Annotated in this window: 18 protein-coding genes; 12 read left to right on the forward strand and 6 right to left on the reverse strand. The window is 49.2% G+C overall.

Features of this window, described 5'->3' with window-relative positions:
• Positions 1-190: 190 nt before the first annotated feature.
• Together ACMP1L_RS11670 and ACMP1L_RS11675 are read right to left on the reverse strand one after the other, a co-directional pair.
• On the reverse strand, positions 191-1,519 hold the full coding sequence (locus ACMP1L_RS11670; protein ID WP_418453109.1) for an MATE family efflux transporter: 1,329 nt from the start codon (positions 1,517-1,519) through the stop codon (positions 191-193).
• 114 nt (positions 1,520-1,633) lie between these two features.
• Positions 1,634-2,863, reverse strand: coding sequence for an argininosuccinate synthase (locus tag ACMP1L_RS11675; protein ID WP_118733714.1), 1,230 nt, complete (start codon positions 2,861-2,863; stop codon positions 1,634-1,636).
• A gap of 295 nt (positions 2,864-3,158) precedes the next feature.
• Here ACMP1L_RS11675 and argC point away from each other — a divergent pair, with 295 nt between their 5' ends.
• The 7 genes from argC (at position 3,159) to ACMP1L_RS11710 (ending at position 11,363) form a co-directional block, all read left to right on the forward strand.
• The gene (argC, locus tag ACMP1L_RS11680; protein ID WP_118733715.1) at positions 3,159-4,199 is read left to right on the forward strand and encodes an N-acetyl-gamma-glutamyl-phosphate reductase; all 1,041 of its coding nucleotides are present in this window, start codon (positions 3,159-3,161) and stop codon (positions 4,197-4,199) included.
• Between the two features lie 22 nt (positions 4,200-4,221).
• Positions 4,222-4,686: a GNAT family N-acetyltransferase gene (locus ACMP1L_RS11685; protein ID WP_118733716.1), complete on the forward strand. Its 465-nt coding sequence runs from the start codon at positions 4,222-4,224 to the stop codon at positions 4,684-4,686.
• Positions 4,687-4,699: 13 nt separating this feature from the next.
• Positions 4,700-5,926: a bifunctional glutamate N-acetyltransferase/amino-acid acetyltransferase ArgJ gene (gene argJ, locus ACMP1L_RS11690; RefSeq protein WP_373242654.1), complete on the forward strand. Its 1,227-nt coding sequence runs from the start codon at positions 4,700-4,702 to the stop codon at positions 5,924-5,926.
• Between the two features lie 91 nt (positions 5,927-6,017).
• On the forward strand, positions 6,018-6,923 hold the full coding sequence (argB, locus tag ACMP1L_RS11695; RefSeq protein WP_177304330.1) for an acetylglutamate kinase: 906 nt from the start codon (positions 6,018-6,020) through the stop codon (positions 6,921-6,923).
• A gap of 79 nt (positions 6,924-7,002) precedes the next feature.
• The gene (locus tag ACMP1L_RS11700) at positions 7,003-8,202 is read left to right on the forward strand and encodes an aspartate aminotransferase family protein (protein WP_418453110.1); all 1,200 of its coding nucleotides are present in this window, start codon (positions 7,003-7,005) and stop codon (positions 8,200-8,202) included.
• Positions 8,203-8,418: 216 nt separating this feature from the next.
• Positions 8,419-9,402 (forward strand): D-isomer specific 2-hydroxyacid dehydrogenase family protein, encoded by a 984-nt coding sequence (locus ACMP1L_RS11705; protein ID WP_418453111.1) that lies wholly within the window; start codon positions 8,419-8,421, stop codon positions 9,400-9,402.
• Positions 9,403-9,446: 44 nt separating this feature from the next.
• A complete protein-coding gene (locus ACMP1L_RS11710; protein WP_418453112.1) occupies positions 9,447-11,363 on the forward strand; it encodes an EAL domain-containing protein in 1,917 nt (638 codons plus the stop codon).
• 9 nt (positions 11,364-11,372) lie between these two features.
• Here the strand turns inward: ACMP1L_RS11710 and mscL are convergent, their stop codons facing one another.
• On the reverse strand, positions 11,373-11,852 hold the full coding sequence (mscL, locus tag ACMP1L_RS11715) for a large conductance mechanosensitive channel protein MscL (RefSeq protein WP_118733722.1): 480 nt from the start codon (positions 11,850-11,852) through the stop codon (positions 11,373-11,375).
• A gap of 148 nt (positions 11,853-12,000) precedes the next feature.
• Between mscL and ACMP1L_RS11720 the strand changes: the two genes are divergently transcribed.
• Positions 12,001-13,350 (forward strand): MATE family efflux transporter, encoded by a 1,350-nt coding sequence (locus ACMP1L_RS11720; RefSeq protein WP_177304334.1) that lies wholly within the window; start codon positions 12,001-12,003, stop codon positions 13,348-13,350.
• Positions 13,351-13,400: 50 nt separating this feature from the next.
• On the opposite strand, the gene ACMP1L_RS11725 is transcribed toward ACMP1L_RS11720, so the two are convergent.
• Complete coding sequence (locus ACMP1L_RS11725) at positions 13,401-14,270, reverse strand: ATP-binding protein (RefSeq protein WP_418453113.1); 870 nt, start codon at positions 14,268-14,270, stop codon at positions 13,401-13,403.
• A gap of 440 nt (positions 14,271-14,710) precedes the next feature.
• A complete protein-coding gene (locus ACMP1L_RS11730; protein WP_418453150.1) occupies positions 14,711-15,460 on the reverse strand; it encodes a LytR/AlgR family response regulator transcription factor in 750 nt (249 codons plus the stop codon).
• Between the two features lie 214 nt (positions 15,461-15,674).
• Here ACMP1L_RS11730 and ACMP1L_RS11735 point away from each other — a divergent pair, with 214 nt between their 5' ends.
• From ACMP1L_RS11735 to ACMP1L_RS11745, 3 genes are all read left to right on the forward strand, one after another.
• Complete coding sequence (locus ACMP1L_RS11735) at positions 15,675-16,067, forward strand: hypothetical protein (protein WP_177304337.1); 393 nt, start codon at positions 15,675-15,677, stop codon at positions 16,065-16,067.
• 212 nt (positions 16,068-16,279) lie between these two features.
• Entirely contained in the window at positions 16,280-17,155 is an 876-nt protein-coding gene (locus tag ACMP1L_RS11740; RefSeq protein WP_418453114.1) for a hypothetical protein, read from the forward strand.
• Between the two features lie 18 nt (positions 17,156-17,173).
• Complete coding sequence (locus ACMP1L_RS11745) at positions 17,174-18,529, forward strand: hypothetical protein (RefSeq protein ID WP_418453115.1); 1,356 nt, start codon at positions 17,174-17,176, stop codon at positions 18,527-18,529.
• An 89-nt stretch (positions 18,530-18,618) separates the two neighbouring features.
• On the opposite strand, the gene ACMP1L_RS11750 is transcribed toward ACMP1L_RS11745, so the two are convergent.
• On the reverse strand, positions 18,619-19,548 hold the full coding sequence (locus ACMP1L_RS11750) for a LysR family transcriptional regulator (protein WP_177304339.1): 930 nt from the start codon (positions 19,546-19,548) through the stop codon (positions 18,619-18,621).
• A gap of 214 nt (positions 19,549-19,762) precedes the next feature.
• Here ACMP1L_RS11750 and ACMP1L_RS11755 point away from each other — a divergent pair, with 214 nt between their 5' ends.
• The gene (locus ACMP1L_RS11755; protein WP_373242670.1) at positions 19,763-21,199 is read left to right on the forward strand and encodes an aspartate ammonia-lyase; all 1,437 of its coding nucleotides are present in this window, start codon (positions 19,763-19,765) and stop codon (positions 21,197-21,199) included.
• Positions 21,200-21,332: the final 133 nt, after the last annotated feature.

A 21,332-nucleotide genomic window follows, 5' to 3' on the forward strand; every position in this document is an offset into this window, starting at 1 on the left:
AGTGACGCGTTCGCAGATTCATGAGCGAGCATAGCGTTTCCCCGGAGAACCTTGTCTGAACGAGCGCAGCGAGTGAGTTTGGGTCGCAGGGGAAACAATAGGCGGCGGAGCGAATGAAGTACAAAATTCCACCGCATCTGCTTATTCTGTAGGCCCTCCCCGGAACTTCGGACCCTTTCGTGCTATTCCCTTAAATTGCAATTTTCTTCAGGCAGTACAGGCATGTCGGCGCAATGTAGCAGCAGGCGGCGATCCATGCTGTCTGGTCGGCAAAGCAGATCGCAGTGTAGCCGAAGGCTTCGACGAATCCCAGGCTGACAATGGTCCGGGCAATCATCTCCATAACGCCGGAGAAAAAGGCTCTGCCGGAGTGACCAAGCCCCTGGGTCACCATACGGGTTACATTTAAGATGCCCAGGCTCCAGTAGAAATATCCCATGCAGCGCAGATATTTGGCGGAGGCATCCAGAACTCCGGAGGCATCTTTGCTTACGAAAATCATGGAAAGCGGACGTCCTGCAAAGATCAGGATCAGGCCGGCAAAGAGCCCGTAGCCGACTCCCACGGCAATGCCCTGGCGCAGCCCCTTATGGATTCGGTCAATTTTTCCGGCTCCGTAGTTCTGGCTGCAGAAAACGGAAACGGAAGTGGCAATGGCGTCAAATGGGCACATGGTAAACTGTTTTAATTTGGCCCCGGCTGTAAAAGCTGAGACATAATCACCGCCGAGTCCGTTGTTTGCGGACTGCATGACCATGCTTCCGATGGCAGTGATGGAAAACTGAAGTCCGGTCGGAAGTCCCATCTGAAGCAATTCCGTAATGGAATCACCGCGTACAACGCGGTTTTCTTTGGACAGCCATAAAACCTCCATCCGTCGGATGATCACGATGAGACACAGGATTCCGCTGATCGCCTGAGCGGCAATGGTTGCAAATGCAGCACCCGCGCATCCCCAGTCTGCAACGAGAATGAAAAACAGATCCAGGAAAATATTCAGGACAGCGGAGAATGCCAGAAACAGGAAAGGAGTCCGGCTGTCTCCGACTGCCCGCAGGATGCTGGAGAGGTAGTTGTACAGCAGGGTGAACGGAAGCCCCAGGAAAATGATCATCAGGTAGGAGTAGGCATTGGCATAGATATCACTTTGCACCGATAAAACCTGAAGGATCCACGGACAGAGGAGGGTGCAGAGTACGGTGATAATCACTGCGATGACTGCGGTAAGAACTGCACCGTTGAAGATGATATTTTTCATATGTTTCAGATCGCCGGCACCGAAATATTTGGCGACTGGAATGCCAAAGCCGGTACAGCTTCCCATACAGAAGCCGAGGACCAGAAACTGGACACTGGTGCTGGCACCGACGCTGGCAAGTGCCTGGGCTCCAAGGCTTTGACCAACAATGGCAGCATCAATGATGTTATAGGTCTGTTGGAGCAGGTTTCCTATCAGAAGCGGAAAAGCGAACTGCAGCATGACCTTCAGGGGATTGCCCTGCGTCATGGAATTTGACATAAATAAACCTTCTTTCCAAATTAAAAATAAACAGGATTATATTAGCACTGCAACGAAAAAACCGCAATCAGCAAATCACACTGGTTGCGGTTTTTCATCGGAGTGATCCGTTATTTATTTGGTTTCATTTTTTTTCAGTTCAGCCATCTTCATTGCGCGAACCTTAAGCGGCAGACCGAACAGGGTGATGAAGCCGTCTGCATCATGGTGATCATAAAGGTCGCCGGTGGTGAAGGATGCCAGGGACTCGCTGTATAAGGAGTACGGAGAGGTGGTACCGGCCTTGATGATGTTGCCCTTGTACAGTTTGAATTTGACTTCACCGGTTACATACTCCTGGGTGGAGGTTACGAATGCACGGATTGCATCGCACAGCGGGGTGAACCATTTGCCCTCGTAAACAACCTGCGCCAGCTTGTCGCCCATTTCTTTCTTGACTTCCATGGTAGCACGGTCAAGAACCAGCTCCTCTAACTGCTTGTGAGCCTCCATCAGGATGGTTCCGCCAGGGGTCTCGTAAACGCCGCGGGACTTCATGCCGACCACACGGTTCTCTACGATATCCACGATACCGATGCCGTGCTTACCGCCAAGGGTGTTTAACTTGCGGATGATATCAGCAACTTTCATCTTCTCGCCGTTTACGCTGGTCGGAACACCCTTTTCGAAGGTCATGGTAACATATTCACCCTCATCCGGTGCCTTCTCCGGGCTTACACCGAGAACTAAAAGATGATCGTAGTTTGGTTCATTTGCCGGATCCTCTAACTCCAGGCCCTCATGGCTGATGTGCCATAAGTTGCGGTCGCGGCTGTAGCTGCTGTCTGCCGCAAACGGAAGATCAATGCCGTGCTGCTTGCAGTACTCAATCTCGTCTTCGCGGGACTGCATGGTCCATACATCCGTCATACGCCACGGAGCGATGATCTTGATGTCTGGAGCCAGAGCCTTGATGCCCAGCTCAAAGCGGATCTGGTCGTTGCCCTTACCGGTAGCGCCGTGGCAGATAGCAACTGCTCCTTCTTTTCTTGCAATTTCAACGAGGCGCTTTGCGATGGCCGGACGAGCCATGGAAGTACCTAACAGATACTTGTTTTCATAGGTAGCGTTTGCCTGTACGCACGGAACAATGTAATTCTCAGCGAAATCATCTACCAGATCTTCAATGTATAATTTGGATGCGCCGGAGAGTTTTGCTCTCTCCTGTAAGCCATCCAGCTCACTGCCCTGGCCACAGTCGATGCAGCAGCATACAACATCGTAATCGAAATGCTCCTTTAACCACGGAATGATCGCGGTGGTATCCAGACCGCCGGAATATGCAAGAACTACTTTCTCTTTCATCTCAAAATCCTCCTTGAGTATTCTATAAAAATGGTTTTTCAAATTCACGTTGTCATGTGAGACTTCATAAATATACAATAGTTTTTTAGAATATGCAAGAGGAAATTGCATATTTTTCAAAAAAACATTGCATAATATGCAAATGCGATGTATAATTATAAAATCCCGCGAAGCTGTGGATAACATTTTGTACATGGATTCCTGAGGGTATTTGGAAAAAGTTTTTTCCTGTAATGGAAAAGTACTTATAATGAAAATTAATCGTTAATATTATGAAACACAGGGAGGTACAGCCATGATTAAGGCCGGAATTATCGGTGCGACCGGTTACGCTGGAGCGGAACTGGCCCGTTTGTTACTTCAGAGAGATGATGTGGAAATCGTATGGTACGGTTCCAGAAGTTATGTAGGTGAGGATTTTGCTTCTATATATAGAAACACGGCACACGCAGTAAATGAGCCGTGCAAGGATGATGACATGGCAAAACTGGCAGAAATCGCGGACGTCATCTTTACCGCAACGCCGCAGGGCTTTTGTGCATCCCAGGTGACGGAGGATATCTTATCTAAGACAAAGATCATCGACTTAAGCGCTGACTTCCGTATCAAAGATGTGGACGTTTATGAGAAATGGTACAAGATCAAACATGCAACCCCGCAGTTTATCGGTGAAGCCGTTTACGGACTGCCGGAGATTAACCGCGAAAAGATCAAGGGCGCGAGACTCATCGCGAACCCGGGCTGTTATCCGACCTGCTCCTTCTTGAGTACCTATCCGCTGGTGAAGGAAGGCATCATCGATCCGGATACCATCATCATTGATGCCAAATCCGGCACCTCCGGTGCAGGCAGAAGCGCAAAGGTTTCCAGCCTGTTCTGCGAGGTTAATGAGAGCATGAAGGCTTACGGCGTTGCCGGACACCGCCATACACCGGAAATCGAGGAGCAGTTATCCTACGCGGCAGGAAAGCCGGTTACCATCAGCTTTACTCCGCATCTTGTCCCGATGAACCGCGGCATCTTGGTAACCGCGTACGCGTCCCTGGTAAAGGATGCGACCACGGAGGAAGTAAAGGCCATCTACGATAAATACTATCAGAATGAATATTTTGTCCGCGTTCTGGAGCCGGGACTTCCGCCGGAAACCCGCTGGGTAGAGGGCAGCAATTTCGCAGATGTATCCTTTAAGCTGGATCCGCGCACCAAACGCGTAGTCATGATGGGGGCGATCGATAATATGGTAAAAGGAGCAGCCGGACAGGCTATGCAGAACATGAACCTGCTGTTCGGACTGCCTGAGAATACAGGACTGAAGCAGGTGCCGGTATTCCCGTAGAGAGAAAGAAAGGAAGCAGCACATGGCAGGAACCATGAGTATTAATGTCCGTGAGATGACTCCGGATGATTATGATAAGGTATATGAGCTCTGGATGAGCATTCAGGGTTTTGGAATCCGTTCCATCGATGATTCCAGGGAAGGCGTGCAGCGCTTCTTAAAGCGCAATCCCACCACCAGCGTGGTAGCGGAGCAGAATGGCCGCATTGTAGGAGCCATCCTGTGCGGACATGACGGACGGACCGGATTTTTCTATCATGTGTGTGTGGCATCCGATTACCGTCAGCATGGCGTGGGACACCGCATGGTGCACTTTGCCATGAAGGCGCTCCAGGCTGAGGGCATCAACAAGGTGAGCCTCATTGCTTTTAAGTCCAATGAAGTCGGAAATGAGTTCTGGCATAATGTTGGATGGGTCGAACGAAGCGATGTAAACTATTATGATTTTGTCCTGAATGAGGAAAACATTACCAATTTTATTAAATAAAGAGGAAGACAGTATGTATACAGTAATCGAAGGCGGCGTGACCGCAGCAGCAGGATTTGAAACCGCATCTACGGCAGCAGGGATCAAATATAAAAACAGAAAAGACATGGCAATGATCTACAGTGAGAAGCCGTGTAGGGCAGCCGGTACCTTTACCACCAACATCGTAAAGGCAGCGCCGGTGAAATGGGACCAGAAGATTGTAAAAGAGTCTGAGTACGCACAGGCTGTTGTCATCAACGCCGGCATTGCAAATGCATGTACCGGCGCTGAGGGTATGGGCTACTGCGCAGAGACTGCACAGGCGGCTTCCGCGGCACTGAATGTTCCGGAGAGCGCAGTCCTGGTGGCATCCACCGGTGTTATCGGCATGCAGCTTCCGATGGATAAATTAAAAGCAGGCATCGAAGCTATGGCTCCGGAGCTTTCCGGCACCATCGAGAGTGGCACGGAAGCAGCCAAGTCCATTATGACCACCGATACCAAAAAGAAAGAGGTGGCTGTTCAGTTTGAGATCGGCGGCAAGACCGTAACCGTAGGCGGCATGTGCAAGGGCTCTGGCATGATCCATCCGAATATGTGCACCATGCTTTCCTTTGTCACCACCGACATAGCTATCTCCAAGGAGCTTCTGCAGGAAGCCCTGAGCGCAGATGTAAAGGATACCTACAACATGATCTCTGTGGATGGGGATACCTCCACCAACGATACCTGCCTGCTTCTGGCAAACGGCATGGCCGGAAACGCAGAGATCACCGAGAAGAACGCAGATTACGAGGAGTTCTGCAAGGCATTAAACTATGTTAATGAGACCCTGGCGAAGAAGATGGCAGGAGACGGCGAGGGCTGTACTGCTTTGTTTGAGGTAAAGGTCATCGGTGCAGAGAGCAAGGAGCAGGCTGTGACCCTTTCCAAGTCCATTATCACCTCCAGCCTGACCAAAGCAGCAATCTTCGGACACGATGCAAACTGGGGACGTATCCTCTGTGCCATGGGTTACTCCGGAGCACAGTTCGACCCGGAGAAGGTAGACCTGTTCTTTGAGAGCGCGGCAGGCAGCATGCAGATCATCAAGGATGGTGTGGCACTGGATTACAGTGAGGAGGAGGCAACGAAGATCCTCTCCGAGCCGGAGGTAACCGCCATTGCTGATGTGAAGATGGGCGATGCGTCCGCAACCGCATGGGGCTGCGATCTGACCTTTGATTACGTAAAGATTAATGCAGATTACCGTTCCTGATTACGGCAGATTCTGGCAGACAGGAACGAAACATACAGAGCAAGGTACGGACTGCGTCTGATTTTGCACAGCCCGGGGAGAGGAGACGATTATGAACAGTTCTGAGATTACAGAGTTACAGAAGGCGGAGGTCCTGATCGAGGCGCTTCCTTATATCCAGCGTTTTAACCGCAAGATCATTGTGGTCAAATACGGCGGCAGCGCCATGGTGGATGAGCATTTAAAACACCAGGTTATCCAGGATGTGGTACTGCTTAAGCTGGTTGGGTTCAAACCGATCATCGTGCATGGCGGAGGCAAGGAGATCAGTCGCTGGGTCAATAAAATAGGTATGGAGCCGCATTTTGTGAACGGCCTGCGCGTGACCGATGAGCCGACCATGGAGATTGCCGAGATGGTCCTGAACAAGGTCAATAAGAGCCTGGTACAGCTGGTCAATGAGCTGGGAGTAAAGGCTGTCGGCATCAGCGGCAAGGACGGCATGCTGCTGCGCTGTGAAAAAAAACTTTCCAAGGGCGAGGATATCGGCTTTGTAGGCGAGATTACCAAGGTGGATCCGCAGATCATTTATGATTTATTAGAGAAGGATTTTCTTCCGATCATCTGTCCGATCGGCTCTGATGAGCATTATGCAAGCTACAACATCAATGCGGACGATGCAGCCTGTGCCATTGCCCGTGCTGTCAATGCAGAGAAGCTGGCATTCCTCACAGATGTTGAGGGGGTTTACCGTGATTTTGAGGATAAGAGTTCCTTAATTTCCGAGATGACCGTAAAAGAGGCACAGAATTTTGTAAACAGCGGAAGCCTGGGCGGCGGCATGCTGCCGAAGCTGCAGAACTGCATCGACGCGATTGAAAATGGCGTATCCCGTGTCCATATTCTGGACGGACGCATTGCGCATTGCCTGCTTCTGGAGATCTTTACCAACCGTGGTATCGGTACTGCCATCTATAAGGATGGAGACGCGCGGTATTTCCACGAGGATGCAAAATAGAACCGGAGGCTGCGCAATGCAGCCGGAACAGGACAGCAATTTTGAATGGCGCATGAATGCCTGAAAAGAGGAGAAACAAATGGAAAAGCAGCAGTACATTGACCGTGCAGAGCACGCATTATATAAAGTTTACAATCGTTTTCCGGTGGTGTTTGACCACGGCGAGGGCGTAAAGCTGTATGATACAGACGGACAGGAATACCTGGATTTTGGTGCAGGTATTGCCGTGATGGGACTGGGCTACAGCTGTGACAAAGTGAAAAACGCAGTGAAGGAGCAGATGGAGAAGCTTCCGCACATCTCCAACCTGTTTTACAATGAGCCGGCCATTGCAGCAGGTGAGAAGCTTTTGGCGGTATCCCGGATGGAAAAGGTGTTCTTTACCAACAGCGGTACCGAAGCCATTGAGGGCGCGTTGAAGATCGCAAAGCGCTATGCCTACAATAAGGGCATGGCACCGGATTATGAGATCATTGCCATGAAGCATTCCTTTCACGGAAGAAGCCTGGGAGCCCTTTCCGTAACCGGAAATGACCACTATCAGGAGCCCTTTGCCCCGCTGATCCCGAATATCAGATTTGCGGAGTTTAACAATCTGGACAGTGTGAAAGCATTATTTTCCGATAAGACCTGCGCGGTCATCATGGAGACCATCCAGGGTGAGGGAGGTATTTATCCGGCAACCGAAGAGTTTATCAAAGGTGTACGTGCTCTCTGTGATGAGCATGATGCGCTTCTGATGCTGGATGAGATCCAGTGCGGCATGGGAAGAAGCGGTGCGATGTTCGCATGGCAGGACTACGGAGTGAAGCCGGATGTCATGACGACTGCAAAGGCTCTTGGCAATGGAACTCCGATCGGAGCTTTTCTGGCATGCGGCAAAGCGGCAACCGCCATGGTGCCGGGGGACCATGGCACGACCTACGGCGGGAACCCGCTGGTATGTGCGGCAGCCAATGCGGTACTGGATGTGTTCAAAGAGAAGAACATTGTCGGTCATGTGCAGGAGATCGGAGCTTATCTCTGGGAAAAGCTGGAAGAAATCGTGGCAGAGTATGACTGTGTCATCGCACACCGGGGAAAAGGTCTGATCCAGGGACTGGAATTTAATACCGTGGTCGGTCCGGTTGTCAGCAACGCACTGATGGAGCAGCATCTGGTACTCATCAGCGCCGGAGCAAACATCATCCGTTTCGTTCCTCCGCTTGTCATTGAGAAGGCAGATGTGGATGAGATGGTTGTGAGACTGAAGGCAGCGATCAAAGCGACAGTGAAATAGAAAATCAGAAACGAGGGATCGGAGTTTACGATCAGGGAACCAGTATTTTCGGGATAATACATGTGTGATAGACCGGTAATACTGGTTTTTTTCTGTTCATAGGCCAGAAAAGGATATCAGAAATCTGGAGTGGCTTTACCAATGTAAATTGACAGGGTGGTGTGATTACATATATAATTCAGACAGAGCACATAAGAGAAAAAGGGGGAGATTATTTTGAAGATTGCGGCGTTTGAAGTGCGTCCGGACGAAAAGGCATCTTTTGCCCGTTGGGCCAGGGAATATCATGCAGAGATTGCAGAATACAGCGAAGTTCCGTCTCTGGCGAATACGGATCTGGTGTACGGCTGTGAGGGAGTTACCATACTGGGGCAGGGAAAAATTGACCGGGAGCTTTTGACAGAATATAAAAAACTTGGCGTGAAATGTATTTCCACCAGGACCATCGGCAGTGACCATATCGACCTGAATGCAGCAAAGGAGCTTGGCTTTCATGTCTGCAACGCAAATTATGCTCCGGATGGCGTGGCAGATTTTACCATCATGATGATACTCATGTGTCTGCGTCAGTATAAGCAGGCATTCTGGCGTGGCTATGTCAATGATTTTTCCCTGGCAGGACTGCAGGGCAGAAATCTGTGTGCCATGACGGTAGGCGTTATGGGGACCGGCCGCATTGGACAGCAGGTCATCCGTGATTTAAGGGGCTTTGGCTGCCGCATTCTGGCATACGATGTTTATCAGAATGCGGAGGTGGCAGAGATGGCGGAGTATGTCGATCTGGACACGCTGTATCGGGAGAGTGATATCATCACGCTTCATATGCCGCTGCTTCCGACCACCCACCATGTGATCAACCATGAGAGCATTGCAAAAATGAAAAAAGGAGTGATCCTGGTGAATTGTGCCCGCGGAGGCCTGACCGATACCGAGGCATTGATCGATGGCATTGAATCTATGCAGATCGGCGCTCTGGGTATGGATACTGCGGAGGGCGAGGAAGGCATCATCCACTGTGACCGCAGAAGCGACATCATTGCAAACCGAAACTGGTTCTATCTTCATCAGTTCCGCAACGTCATCATGACCCAGCATATGGCATTCTATACTGAGCAGGCAGTAGACAGTATGGTACAGTGCGGCATTGAGGGAATTGTGAAAATGACAGAAGAGGGAGCGTATCCCACTATGCTGGCTTAATCGTCCATGCGATTGAAAGACAGAATAACTGATGGAGGATACCCATGGTTTACAATATGGATTTTCTGATTGCGGCAATGGTAATATTGCTGCTGATCCTGTGGGATTTTCTTGGGCAGAAAAGAGCAGATGATCTGAATAATCAGATATTTCTTTTCTTTGCAGTCCTTGGAATTCTGGATGTGGCAGCGGAACTGCTCAGCAATTATTATATTTCGTCGGGAGGTGGAGATTTCGGTCTGGCAGCGATGCTGACGACAACGGTCTTTTATCTGTTCCAGGCCCTGCTTCCCTTTACCCTGATCTGCTACATTGTGACGCTGCATGACAATAAGATGATTTCTGCAAAAAAAATGCTGCTGCCTGCTTTGCCCACATTTTTTCTGATCGGTCTTGTACTGCTCAACCCGTTTACGGAAAAGCTGTTTTATTTTGATCTGACAGAAGGATATGTGGAAGGCTCCTGGTATAAGCTGATGTATTACAGCGCCATCGGTCATATGGCAGCAGCCTTTATCCTCATCATTTCATGGAGCAGGAGGATGGGATACCGGAAGACCATGGTGCTCCTGGAAATTCTTGTGATAAGTGGAAGCGGTGTGGTGATCCAGTTTCTGGACCACTCACTGCTGATGACAGGATTCGGCTTAAGCCTTGGTATTCTCGCCCTGTTTATCACGATCAATAACCCAAATGTGAACACGGACAGTCTGACCGGTGTATACAATCATCTCTATCTGACCAGAAAATGCAAGGAACTGATCGCAACCGGAAAATCGTTTCATGTCATTACCGTATATCTTTACCAGTTAAAGCATATCAACAAGATCATCGGGATCCAGGGAGGCGACCGCTCGCTGCAGCTGATGGCGAACATGCTCGGTGAATTATGCGGGAAGAAGGCTTACCGCATTACCGGAAAGAGGTTTCTGGTGGTGGCCGGTTCCATGAAGGAGTATGAGTATTTTCTTACAAACCTGGAGCAGATGTTTGGTGCAGAGACGTCCATGAATGTGGACAGAAGAAAAATCAGCATGCCTGTGATCCTCAGTGGTATTACAGAGGCACAGAAACTCGGAGATTGCGGACTGATCCTGGAGTACGCAGAGTATCTGGAATCCCTGGCGGCCCAGAGCGGCCTCACTGAGGTGATCCAGAATGACAGGAAAAACCTGGATGGATTTTTATACCAGAAAAAGGTGGAGCAGTATCTTCACACAGCCATTTCGGAGGATAGATTTGAACTGTATTATCAGCCGGTTTATTCCATTGCGGAAAAAAGGTTTATCACGCTGGAGGCCCTGAGCCGCCTGTATCATCCGGAGCTTGGCTGGATCGCGCCGGATGTCTTTATCCAGATTGCGGAAAAGAATCATATGATCGAACAGATCACCGATCTGCAGTTCAGGCGCATCTGCAGGTTCATGAAGGAAAACTGCGCAGCACTCAGCAGGCTTTGGAATGTTAAGATGAATCTGTCTTCCCTGGATTTGATGAGGAGCGACTGCAGCAGTCATTTTATCCGTATTATGGATGAGTATGGAATCCCGCATGACTGGATCCAGTTTGAGATCACGGAAACCGTTGCGACAGAATATAACGGAAGCCTGAAAAAGGTTGCAGATGACTTTACGGCAGCCGGGATCCGTCTTTGCCTGGATGATTTCGGCTCCGGCTATGCGAACCTGAATACGGTTATGCGGCTTCCGTTCTCCTCGATCAAGCTTGACCGTTCTCTTCTTTTTGATATCTGCAGTGATGAAAAGCGGGCTCTGTTTTATCAGAGCGTGGTGGAAACCTTCCGGAGAATGAATTACAGGATTGTGGCAGAGGGCGTAGAAACGGAAGCGGAAATGAGACTGCTGAGCAGCTGGAATGTGGATATGATCCAGGGCTACTACTTCTCAAAACCGCTTCCGCAGAAAGAACTTCTGGAATTGTTAAAACAGAGTTATACTTAAGAATATTTGTTATTCTTTGAGTGCAGCAGCGGCTTCGCTCTGGATCTCGTCAGAAAGAATGGAGGTGCAGTGCGGGCAGCGGGTTGCTGTGATGGCAATCTTTGTTTTGCAGTACGGACATTCTTTTTCGGTCGGCTTTGCAGGCGGAGCCGGTTTCTTGTACAGCTTGTTTAACTGGCGGATGACAAGGAACACAACAAAGGCCATGATCAGGAAATTGATCAGCTGGGTGACGAACAGGCCGTAAGCGACAACGGAGGTCTGCTCCTTTGCGGCCTCCAGGGTTGCGTAGTGCTCGCCGTTTAAGGCAAAGAACATGTTGCTGAAGTCAATCTTTCCGGTGATCAGGCTTAGTGCCGGCATGACAACATTTTCAACCAGAGAGGTGATCAGGCTGTTGAACGCGCCGCCGATGATGACAGCGACTGCCATGTCGATCATGTTGCCTTTCAACGCGAAAGCCTTGAATTCTTCCAGAATCTTTTTCATAGGTACCCCCCCTTACGTTATTGATTAAAAACAGTATAGGATTTGCGGCAGAAAATGTCAAGATTGAGGAAACCTGGTTTCATATCTGCTTGACTCATATATGAAAATAATACTACAATAAGAGCAATGCTGTAAGGAGGAGAACGATGTGAAAACAAACACAGATTTATTTGAGAAGGCCCCGGTACCAAAAGCCGTGGCGACAATGGCAGTTCCGACGATGATTTCCATGCTTGTGGTGGTTATCTATAATATGGCGGATACTTTTTTTATCGGCCAGACAAAAGATCCGCTGCAGGTAGCTGCCGTTTCGCTGGCAACACCGGTATTTATGATTTTTATGGCCCTGGGCCATTTATTCGGAATTGGCGGCAGCTCCGCTATTTCAAGAGCACTGGGAGAACGAAGAAAAGACCGCGCCTGGCATATCAGTTCCTTCTGCTGTTATGGATCACTGGGACTTGGTGTCATGGTAGCCGTGATTTCCGTGCTTGGCATGGAACAGATCCTTCATCTGATCGGCGCCAGTGAGAATACCATAGGCTTTGCAAGACAGTATCTGACGATCATTTCCATCGGCGCGCCAACGATCATGTTTTCGACTGCGTTTGCGAATATTCTGCGCGGAGAGGGAGCATCCAGGGAATCCATGGTCGGAAACCTGCTGGGAACCATTGTGAATATCATTCTGGATCCGGTTATGATCCTTGGTCTTGGCTGGGGAGTGTCCGGAGCGGCACTTGCGACTATCATAGGAAATATTGCTGCCTGTTTCTTTTATATTTCCTATTATGTACGCGGAAAATCCATGCTGTCTATTCATGTGAAGGATTTCAGGATGGGAGAGGGAATCGCGGCTTCGGTAGCAGCGATCGGTATTCCGGCTTCCCTGAATAATATTCTGATGAGCTTTGCGAACATTATCCTGAATCAGGCCCTGGTTGGCTATGGAGACACACCGGTGGCGGCAATGGGTGTGGCGCTGAAATCCAATATGCTGGTGGTTCTGCTGCAGATTGGGCTTTGCGTGGGAATCCAGCCGTTGATCGGTTACAATTACGGTTCCGGCAATAAAAAACGCCTGATGCAGGTATTCAAATTTACCGGCGTGGTCTCTGTGATCATGGGAATGCTGCTGACTCTGTTTATGATCATTGCCAGAAAAACCATGATCCAGGTTTTCATCAATGACGCAGAGGTAGTTTCATACGGCATCCGCATGGTGGTTGCCCTGCAGCTTTCCGCACCGTTTATCGGGATCCTGTTTCTGTGTATTAATACGATCCAGGGTATGGGAAAGGCACTTCCTTCCCTAGTCCTTACCGTCTGTCGTCAGGGACTGATTTTTATTCCGCTGATCTTTATCCTGAATGCAATGCTTGGTCTGGATGGAGTGATCTATGCCCAGCCGGCAGCGGACTATCTGTCAATTCTGGTGGGCATCATGATCTGCATGCATTTATTCCGCTCTATGGAACACCGGGAACGTGAAAATTAAACAGGAAATTTTGAAAAAAGACTGGCCTTTGAGACCGGCCTTTTTTCATTTTATAGAAAGACAGAAGCAAAAAAGATATGATCTTGATAGTGAAATTCCGTCACGCCATGATAGCGCTGCGCAATGGAGCGGACCGAAGCGGTTCCGGTGCCGAAGCCTTCATGCTTGCTTGAGCGGAAACGGCCGTTTTCTTCCATGGGGGCGCGGCAGCAGGTATTGTCTACAGCCAGTGCAATATGCCCGCCTTCTTCCCGGGCACGAATGCGGATAAAAGGTGCGGTATCGGTACATTCCCTGCAGGCATCCAGTGCATTTTCCAGCAGATTTCCGAGAATGGAGCATAGCTCCGCTTCATTGATGGAAAGTTGCTTTGGCAGTTCAAGCCGGACGGAAAAGTCAATTCCGGCTTTGCGGGCTTCTTCCGCATAATAGCAGACAATGGTATTGACTGCATAATTTTCACACCAGGTCCGGGCAACATCCGGAGGCAATGTCATGCGGTACTGGCTGATATACGATTTCAGGTCTTCTGTTTTCCCGCTGCCCAGATAATGGTCGATCACATTTAAATGCTGGCGCAGGTCATGCCGTGCCTGCCGCACGGTCTCCATATGCCTGGAAAGCTGCTGATACTGTGTATGCTGGATAGCCAGAAGTGTTTCCTGCTGGTCAGCCCGTTCCCTGAGCATTGCCTGCTGCCGGATGATATCAAATGCTTCCAGAAGAATGGAATAGACCATGAACGTCATGACAAGCAGCCATATTCTTGTCAGAATAAAGCGTGGGGTGCGGACCACGTCAATGCTTAAGTCAAAATTGTAAACGCAGATAATAAAAGTACCTGAAAATGGGAGCAGCCAGGCTTTGTGCCAGAATGCCGGGCTCTCCACCTCAAAAATACGTTCCCTTGCATTTTCCATGAATCGGAGTCCGGGAGGAAGCGTGATCAGCAGAAATACAGAGGTAATCAGCATACTTTCATTGTGAAGCGAATAAAACGTGAGATCTGAACCGGAAAAAAACCAGCTTTCCAGGAAAAAACAGATTCCGCGCAGTGTAACTATATAATTGAAAATGAAAAAACACAGGAAAAGCAGTTTCCACGGATTGGCCTTTACGCATAGAAAGTAGAGACTTAGGCATACTATGGCAAAGAGGACATCTGTCATCCGGGTGGGTTTTGCGTGCTCAACCAGATATAAGTAACAGGATGACTGAAACAGCTGTCCGAGGAAAATCAGAAAAGTAATATTTTTCAAAGGAAAACGCAGCTGGTTGCGGAATGGAAACAGCGCCAGTATAAAAAAAGGGATGGAGTACAGCGTTTCACAGAGAAATGCTTTTCCGAATACAGGCCAGTTCATAAAGTTCCTCCTTTCCGCAGACAATCAAACAGATATGCGGCAAAAGCTTCTTTGGTTTCCCGTTTTTTTCGGCGGCTGCAGAAGATGCATGCACCGTTTTTCAGGTGAATGGTGCCATCCTCATGAAAGTCAGCAACCTGTGAAAAATTGAGAAGAAGTCCTCGCCCGCTCATATAGAAGCGTCCGCTTTTGGGAAGCAGGGACAAAAGCTCTGTGAATGACAGGCGTGCAGCGATATCTTCTTTTGACGTATGGATGAGCAGACGGTGATTCCGTGTCTCTGCATACAGAAAATCGTCCAGAAAAATCCGTTTCGCTGAGGCCTGCCCCTGACCGAGGGATTCCTGGATCTCGATATAAGCCGGCTCGGCAAGAAATGTGCGGATTTCATCAAGACACCAGGACAGGGAGGCCGCGTCGACAGGTTTCAGCAGGTAATCAAGCGGGTGGACACGGTAACCCTCCAGGGAGTAATCACGTTCCGAGGTGATAAAAATAAGAGGAATCCGTTTTGCGAAGCTGCGCAGCTTTTCAGCAGTTTCTATGCCGTTTAAACCGGTCCTGTCCAGCATGATATCCATAAAAACAGCATGATAAAGGCCGGGGCGGAAGTGTGCCAGAAAGTCTTCTCCGTTTTCAAAGCAGTCAAAATCCGCTGTTTCATGATATTTCTCTAAATTCTCCTGGATCAGCCGGATCAGATGTTTCTGATCCATGACCAGGTCTTCTACAATTGCAAAATGCATCAAAGCAGAATCCTCCTCTGTGATCTGTAAATACGGAAAAGGTCAATGACCAATTTGGTCGAGGATTGACCGTTAACGTCGATGTGGTTTTCAGAAGTGTTCCAATTTAGTATGATTATAATACAAAATCCTCCAAAGAAAAAGTTAATGATATGACAATGAATGACATAAAAAACAGCGGAGGAGCGAAATAACCCAAAAGGCAGGTGGAGTGATGGTAAGGGTAGTGATATATGGAGAACGTTCGGAAGAGACAGAAGGACTGGAAGTGATGCTGCGTACGATCTTAACGGAAAAGCAACAATGGCCGGTCATCCACACCTATATCGGTGATCTGGAAAGCTATCTGCATTTTGTCCGGGGGAATCCATATCTGATCATGCTGGTTTGTGCAATGGGAGAAAAAGGAGCACAGATTGTTCGGAAAATCCGGGCTAATAACCCTTCTGCTGCGCTGATCTGGCTGTCAGATAAAGAAAATATACTGGAGTTCTGGAAGCTTCATGCAAATGCATTTGGAATCTTTCCGCCAGGGAAGGAGCAGCTGGAGGAATGCCTGACAGACTGCCTTTCGAATTTTTTCACCAAAAACCTAACCTTTAGTTAATGGTTATCCCGCAGGATCCACCGTACAATAACAGTACGGTGGATTTTTTATATGATAGGAAATTGCGTCCTATCATACAAAAACGCTCCGCGAGGATGCGCACTCGGCGCAAAGGTAGATGGTTGCCGAAGCAACCGCGCCTCGGCGCGAGAATGTACCAAGGCACATTCTTTTTTATTAAACCAGCTTAGTGAATTAGGGAGGGATGACACATGAAGAAAAAAATGACGTATGTTCTGGCGGGAATGCTATTGACGGTCAGTCTGGTGTGCATGGCCTGCGGCAGTACACAGGAGACAACTGCATTACCGGATGATGCGGATGAAAGTCTCCAGGATGATGGAGATGAGAATCTGCAGAATGATCCGAACGACGGCCTGGGCGGAGATCTGAATGAGGACACAGTGAATGATTTCAGCGGCTTTGAGGGTATCTGGCTGGGAGAAGCGGACAACGACTACGATTATATGGAGTTTGACGGCGAGGGCAACTGGACGCTTTACCTTAGCGGAGAGGTCATGGATGAAGGGTATCTTCGTTATGAGCCGGAATGGGAGGCCATTTATGCCTACAGCAACCGGGATGACTCCGGCAGCCGGATCGCTATGGAAGAGGGGCAGCTTTACAGCGCAGCATATGGTTACTTTAACCCGGGCGAGGGGATGGAGTATCTCTGGTATCAAGATGGAGGACAGCTTACGGAAGATGATGAGCCGGTTTCCTATGTGGAGAACGGATCGGGTGGAAGTGGAAATCAGAACGCACATCCGGATTCCTACTGGAGCTGGGACTCAGACCTTTGTCAGCGGAATGTCTCTGAATTTGAGGGTGTCTGGTATTACGACGGCGACCTCTCGGCGGAGATGTATGTCGTGATCGATGGCAATGGAAACTGGAGTTATTACCAGCGCGCTCCGGGTGCTGAGGCTGCAGAAATGGATCATGGCATCTTCACATACTCCACGGATGAAACAAGTACCTATTATGCGGATTCTACCGTATATGATGGCGTGTCCTACAAGGTATTCGACTTTGACAGCGATATGCTCATATGGGGAGATGAAGGTGCTTATTACCGGATGGAGTGATGAATGAGAGGGGGGATTATGATGTACCGACAGACAAAGAGGATTTTCCTTACTGTGCCGGTGGTGATCGGTCTTGGTCTTGCGGCCTGTGGCGCTTCCGGTGACGTGGCGGGCGATGACTGGCGGACCAGCGGCGTTGTGGCCGGAAGCGGAACCATTACCCACGACGGAAAAAGCGTGGATGTGCTGGTTACCGTGAGTGAGACCAGCGCGGCGTTTTATTGGGACGAACCGGAGCAGGTGCTCTATGACAGTGTCTTGTTTCCCATGCATATTCCGGATGCGGAGCAGACTTTTAACGCAATCTCGTTTGATGATATGGATGGTGATGGGGAAAGTGATGTTCTGGTCAGTTTCATTGATGAATACGGAGACAATACGGAGTTGATCTGGATCTGGGATCCGGTGGAGCGTTATGTGTTCCGGGAAGATCTTTCTACCATTGCCATCGGTGAAAGTGACCAGGATACCGGTGGGGAAATAGATCCTGTCATGAATCTGGCAGACTATGTTGGACTCTGGGAATATCAGGGCGAGAACCGCTGGCTGCGCATTCACGAGGATTCTACATGGGAATTTGTAAATGACCAGGATGATGTGATTGAATCCGGTGTGCTTGTGGTGGAAGAAAACGGTGTGACGCTTCACTTTGATGGAAGCGGTGATACTCTGCAGCTTGAGCTTACGGTCAGCGGCGATCTGATGGACCTTACCAATGGAGGAAGTCTGTTTCCGGTAGAAGTAATCCAGTCCAGCGTACCGTATTTTACCAGAAATGGCCTGGAAATGAATGCGGAAGTGGAGCTTGGCACGTTTCTGCTGACGAATGGCGCAAGCAGCTATTCCGGGGAAGGCAATGGCTACCGTCGGAGTGACTGCTATTGGGAGATCACAAAAAAGGCAGACGATATCCATGATGGCATCCGTGATCTGCACTTTGACGCGATCTGCTATATCCCGGAAAGCGCAATTTCAACTGCTGCGAACGGAACGGTCGTTGTGTCCAGCGAACTGTACGATGCCTATACGGGCATGTGGCTGACAGCGGGCTCCACATTTAACAACAGCAGCCGCGGCGACAACTATTATCTTCATACCGTCAGCTGGAGAGGAAACAGCTATCTGATCGAATTTACCTATTCCACAGACTGGGATTTCCAGGTAGGTGACTGGGGGGCGGTCCTGACTAAAAGCTATTCGGTCTATCTGCCGGCCGATTACGATGGCCTTGTGTTTGCAGCCCAGGCGGAACCGGATACTTATGAGAAAAGTGCCAGAAAGATGCAGCTGGACAGCATTTCTCCGGAGGCATGTGTCCTGGATCTTGACACATTAGACCCCTACAGCAGTCTGTATTTCAGCCTTTGTGACTGAGAGAGGGCAGACCTATGCACATAGAGAGATGATGATATAGATAAATATCTATAATAGATATAGAAAAGGATATGCTTCTTGCCGGAGGCTCAGAGCATATCCAGAAAAGCACTGACTACTTTTGGCATGTACCGGTTTCGTTTGTAATAGAAATTCACTTCCCGGAACGCATCCTGATGGCTCAGCTTATAGTATACCAGATGCTCCTCGTCCGGCACATGGCGGATCAGGGTGTCGGAACTGAAGGAAATGCCCATGCCCTGGCGGGAAAGGTTATAAGCTGTGATCTGCTGATCCAGCTCCAGACGCACCTTTGGAAGGAAGTGGGCATTGTGGAAGATTCGGTCAGCGCGTTCCCTTGTGTCGTTTCCGCCTTTTAACAGCAGAAAATTTTCATCCTGGAAATGTTCCAGGGAAACCGGAGGGATGCGGGAGTTTAAATGACGTTCTTCCCGGATGTCAGAGGCAGTCAGTGCATAGTTTTTCATGGTCTCATTCACTGCAAAGCGGGCAGGAACCGTGAGAAGCAGATGTTCTTCACAGAAGAAGCGTTTGCTGTAAACAGCCGGATCCATGCTGCGGTTATCGATCAGAAAATCCAGGGAGCCTGAGAAGAGCCGCTCGGTCAGTTCCGAGGTGGTGGCTTCCATCAGATTCAGGTGAACCTGGGGGTATTGTTCATTAAAGCGGGAGATCAGGGGCGGCAGAACATAGGAGGTAAACAGGTTCGTGCCGCCAATGGAAAGGGATCCGCTTTTTAACTCCCGCATATCGTTGATATAATTCTGAAATCCGTTCTCTACGTCCATAATGATCTCAATGGAGCGGATATATTCCTTTCCCAGATCGGTCAGCTGGATGGGATTGGAGCTGCGGTCAAAGATGGGGAAGCCAATCTGGGCTTCCTCTTTTTTTACTGCGGCACTCAAAGATGGCTGGCTGATAAACAGGTTGCGGGCGGCTTTGGAAAAGCTCATTTCTTTGTAGACTTCGTAAACATATCGCATTCCCTGAAACATCGCATCCTCCTAATATAGATTATAGTCTATAAAATGTATGATTTTATAAGTATTTGAAAATAGTTTAGTGCTAAATTATACTAAAGTCAAGAACTGTTACGAACAAACAATATCTTCCTGCGAAAATGCGGGACCGAGGCAGCAGATGAATCGCTGGATGTGGAAGCGTGCCTGGCTGCAGGAATATGGATGGATACAGGGGAGGAAAACGAAGATGAAGGAAGATGGAAAGAAATATCGTCTGGAGCATGATTCCATCGGGGAAAAAGAAGTGCCGGAGGATGCTTATTACGGAGTGCAGACTCTTCGGGCTTATGAAAACTTTAATATTACCGGACTGAAAATGCATCCGGAACTGATCAACAGTGTGGCGCAGATCAAGAAGGCAGCAGCCATCACCAACTTTGAAGTGGGTGAACTGGATAAGAAAAGAGCGGCAGCTATCACCCAGGCCTGCGATGAGATCATTGCAGGAAAGCTGCATGACCAGTTTATTGTAGATCCGATTCAGGGTGGCGCGGGAACTTCCTTAAATATGAACGCAAATGAGGTCATTGCAAATCGGGCTATTGAAATTCTTGGCGGACAGAAGGGGGATTACAAGCTGGTGAATCCGAATGACCACGTTAACTTTGGCCAGTCCACCAATGATGTATTTCCGTCCTGCGGAAAGATGGCAGCGTTGAAGCTTTTGGGGAATGCCCAGGAGCAGTTAAAACGACTGGAAGAGGCGCTGATGGCAAAGGCACAGGAGTTTGATTCTGTCATTAAGATGGGACGTACCCAGCTGCAGGATGCCGTGCCGATCCGCCTGGGACAGGAGTTCCACGCCTATGCATCGGCCATCCGCCGCGATATCCGCCGTTTTGACAACGCCAAGGAAGAAATCCGCTGCCTGAATCTGGGCGGTACCGCTATCGGAACCGGACTGAACGCAGATGTACAGTATTTTCACCGGGTAGTAAAAAATATGTCTACGCTGACCGGAGAGGAGCTGGTGCAGTCTTATGACATGATCGATGCAACACAAAATCTGGACAGTTATGCTTCCGTCTCAGGTATTGTGAAAAACTGTGCTGTGAATCTATCAAAAATGTCCAATGACCTGCGGCTGATGTCTTCCGGACCGAGAACCGGTTTTGGTGAGATCAACCTTCCGGCAAGACAGAACGGTTCCTCCATCATGCCGGGCAAGATCAATCCGGTCATCCCGGAGGTTGTGAATCAGGTTGCTTTCAACATCATTGGCAACGATGTGACCATCACCATGGCAGCCGAGGCCGGACAGCTGGAGCTGAATGCCTTTGAACCGATCATCTTCTACAATCTGTTTGAGTCTATCGAAACACTGACTTATGCGGTGAAAACCTTGGTAGATAATTGTATCACAGGCATTACCGCAAACAAAGAGCACTGCCGCAGCCAGGTGGAGAACAGCATCGGTGTCATCACTGCGATCTGCCCGTATGTAGGTTATGAGACCGCGGCAAATATTGCAAAAGAAGCGCTTCGTACCGGACGCCAGGTCAGAGACCTGATTCTGGAGAAAGGCCTGATGGATGAAGAACAGTTGAATACTGTTCTGGACCCGTACACCATGACTGAGCCGGGAATCCTCGGAAAAGATCCGATGGAACAGCTGCGCGGCTAAAGAGAAAAAAGAAGAACGCCAGTCCCTTCAGCAGGACTGGCGTTCTTCTTTGTCCTGTGTTATAATCGGGAACGAGCGCAAGAGAGCCGGAAACGTGCTTGCACGGTTACGGCGAACGGCGAGGAAAACAAGT

The organism is Ventrimonas sp. (assembly GCF_048380235.1).
Lineage (GTDB): Bacteria > Bacillota > Clostridia > Lachnospirales > Lachnospiraceae > Brotaphodocola.

What these genes read in the sequence shown, in the direction of transcription:
- ACMP1L_RS11670 (WP_418453109.1), bottom strand. Translation starts at nt 1,519, where the DNA reads ATGTCAAATTCCATGACGCAGGGCAATCCCCTGAAGGTCATGCTGCAG.
- ACMP1L_RS11675 (WP_118733714.1), bottom strand. Translation starts at nt 2,863, where the DNA reads ATGAAAGAGAAAGTAGTTCTTGCATATTCCGGCGGTCTGGATACCACC.
- argC (WP_118733715.1), top strand. Translation starts at nt 3,159, where the DNA reads ATGATTAAGGCCGGAATTATCGGTGCGACCGGTTACGCTGGAGCGGAA.
- ACMP1L_RS11685 (WP_118733716.1), top strand. Translation starts at nt 4,222, where the DNA reads ATGGCAGGAACCATGAGTATTAATGTCCGTGAGATGACTCCGGATGAT.
- argJ (WP_373242654.1), top strand. Translation starts at nt 4,700, where the DNA reads ATGTATACAGTAATCGAAGGCGGCGTGACCGCAGCAGCAGGATTTGAA.
- argB (WP_177304330.1), top strand. Translation starts at nt 6,018, where the DNA reads ATGAACAGTTCTGAGATTACAGAGTTACAGAAGGCGGAGGTCCTGATC.
- ACMP1L_RS11700 (WP_418453110.1), top strand. Translation starts at nt 7,003, where the DNA reads ATGGAAAAGCAGCAGTACATTGACCGTGCAGAGCACGCATTATATAAA.
- ACMP1L_RS11710 (WP_418453112.1), top strand. Translation starts at nt 9,447, where the DNA reads ATGGTTTACAATATGGATTTTCTGATTGCGGCAATGGTAATATTGCTG.
- mscL (WP_118733722.1), bottom strand. Translation starts at nt 11,852, where the DNA reads ATGAAAAAGATTCTGGAAGAATTCAAGGCTTTCGCGTTGAAAGGCAAC.
- ACMP1L_RS11725 (WP_418453113.1), bottom strand. Translation starts at nt 14,270, where the DNA reads ATGGAAAATGCAAGGGAACGTATTTTTGAGGTGGAGAGCCCGGCATTC.
- ACMP1L_RS11730 (WP_418453150.1), bottom strand. Translation starts at nt 15,460, where the DNA reads ATGCATTTTGCAATTGTAGAAGACCTGGTCATGGATCAGAAACATCTG.
- ACMP1L_RS11735 (WP_177304337.1), top strand. Translation starts at nt 15,675, where the DNA reads ATGGTAAGGGTAGTGATATATGGAGAACGTTCGGAAGAGACAGAAGGA.
- ACMP1L_RS11740 (WP_418453114.1), top strand. Translation starts at nt 16,280, where the DNA reads ATGAAGAAAAAAATGACGTATGTTCTGGCGGGAATGCTATTGACGGTC.
- ACMP1L_RS11745 (WP_418453115.1), top strand. Translation starts at nt 17,174, where the DNA reads ATGATGTACCGACAGACAAAGAGGATTTTCCTTACTGTGCCGGTGGTG.
- ACMP1L_RS11750 (WP_177304339.1), bottom strand. Translation starts at nt 19,548, where the DNA reads ATGTTTCAGGGAATGCGATATGTTTACGAAGTCTACAAAGAAATGAGC.
- ACMP1L_RS11755 (WP_373242670.1), top strand. Translation starts at nt 19,763, where the DNA reads ATGAAGGAAGATGGAAAGAAATATCGTCTGGAGCATGATTCCATCGGG.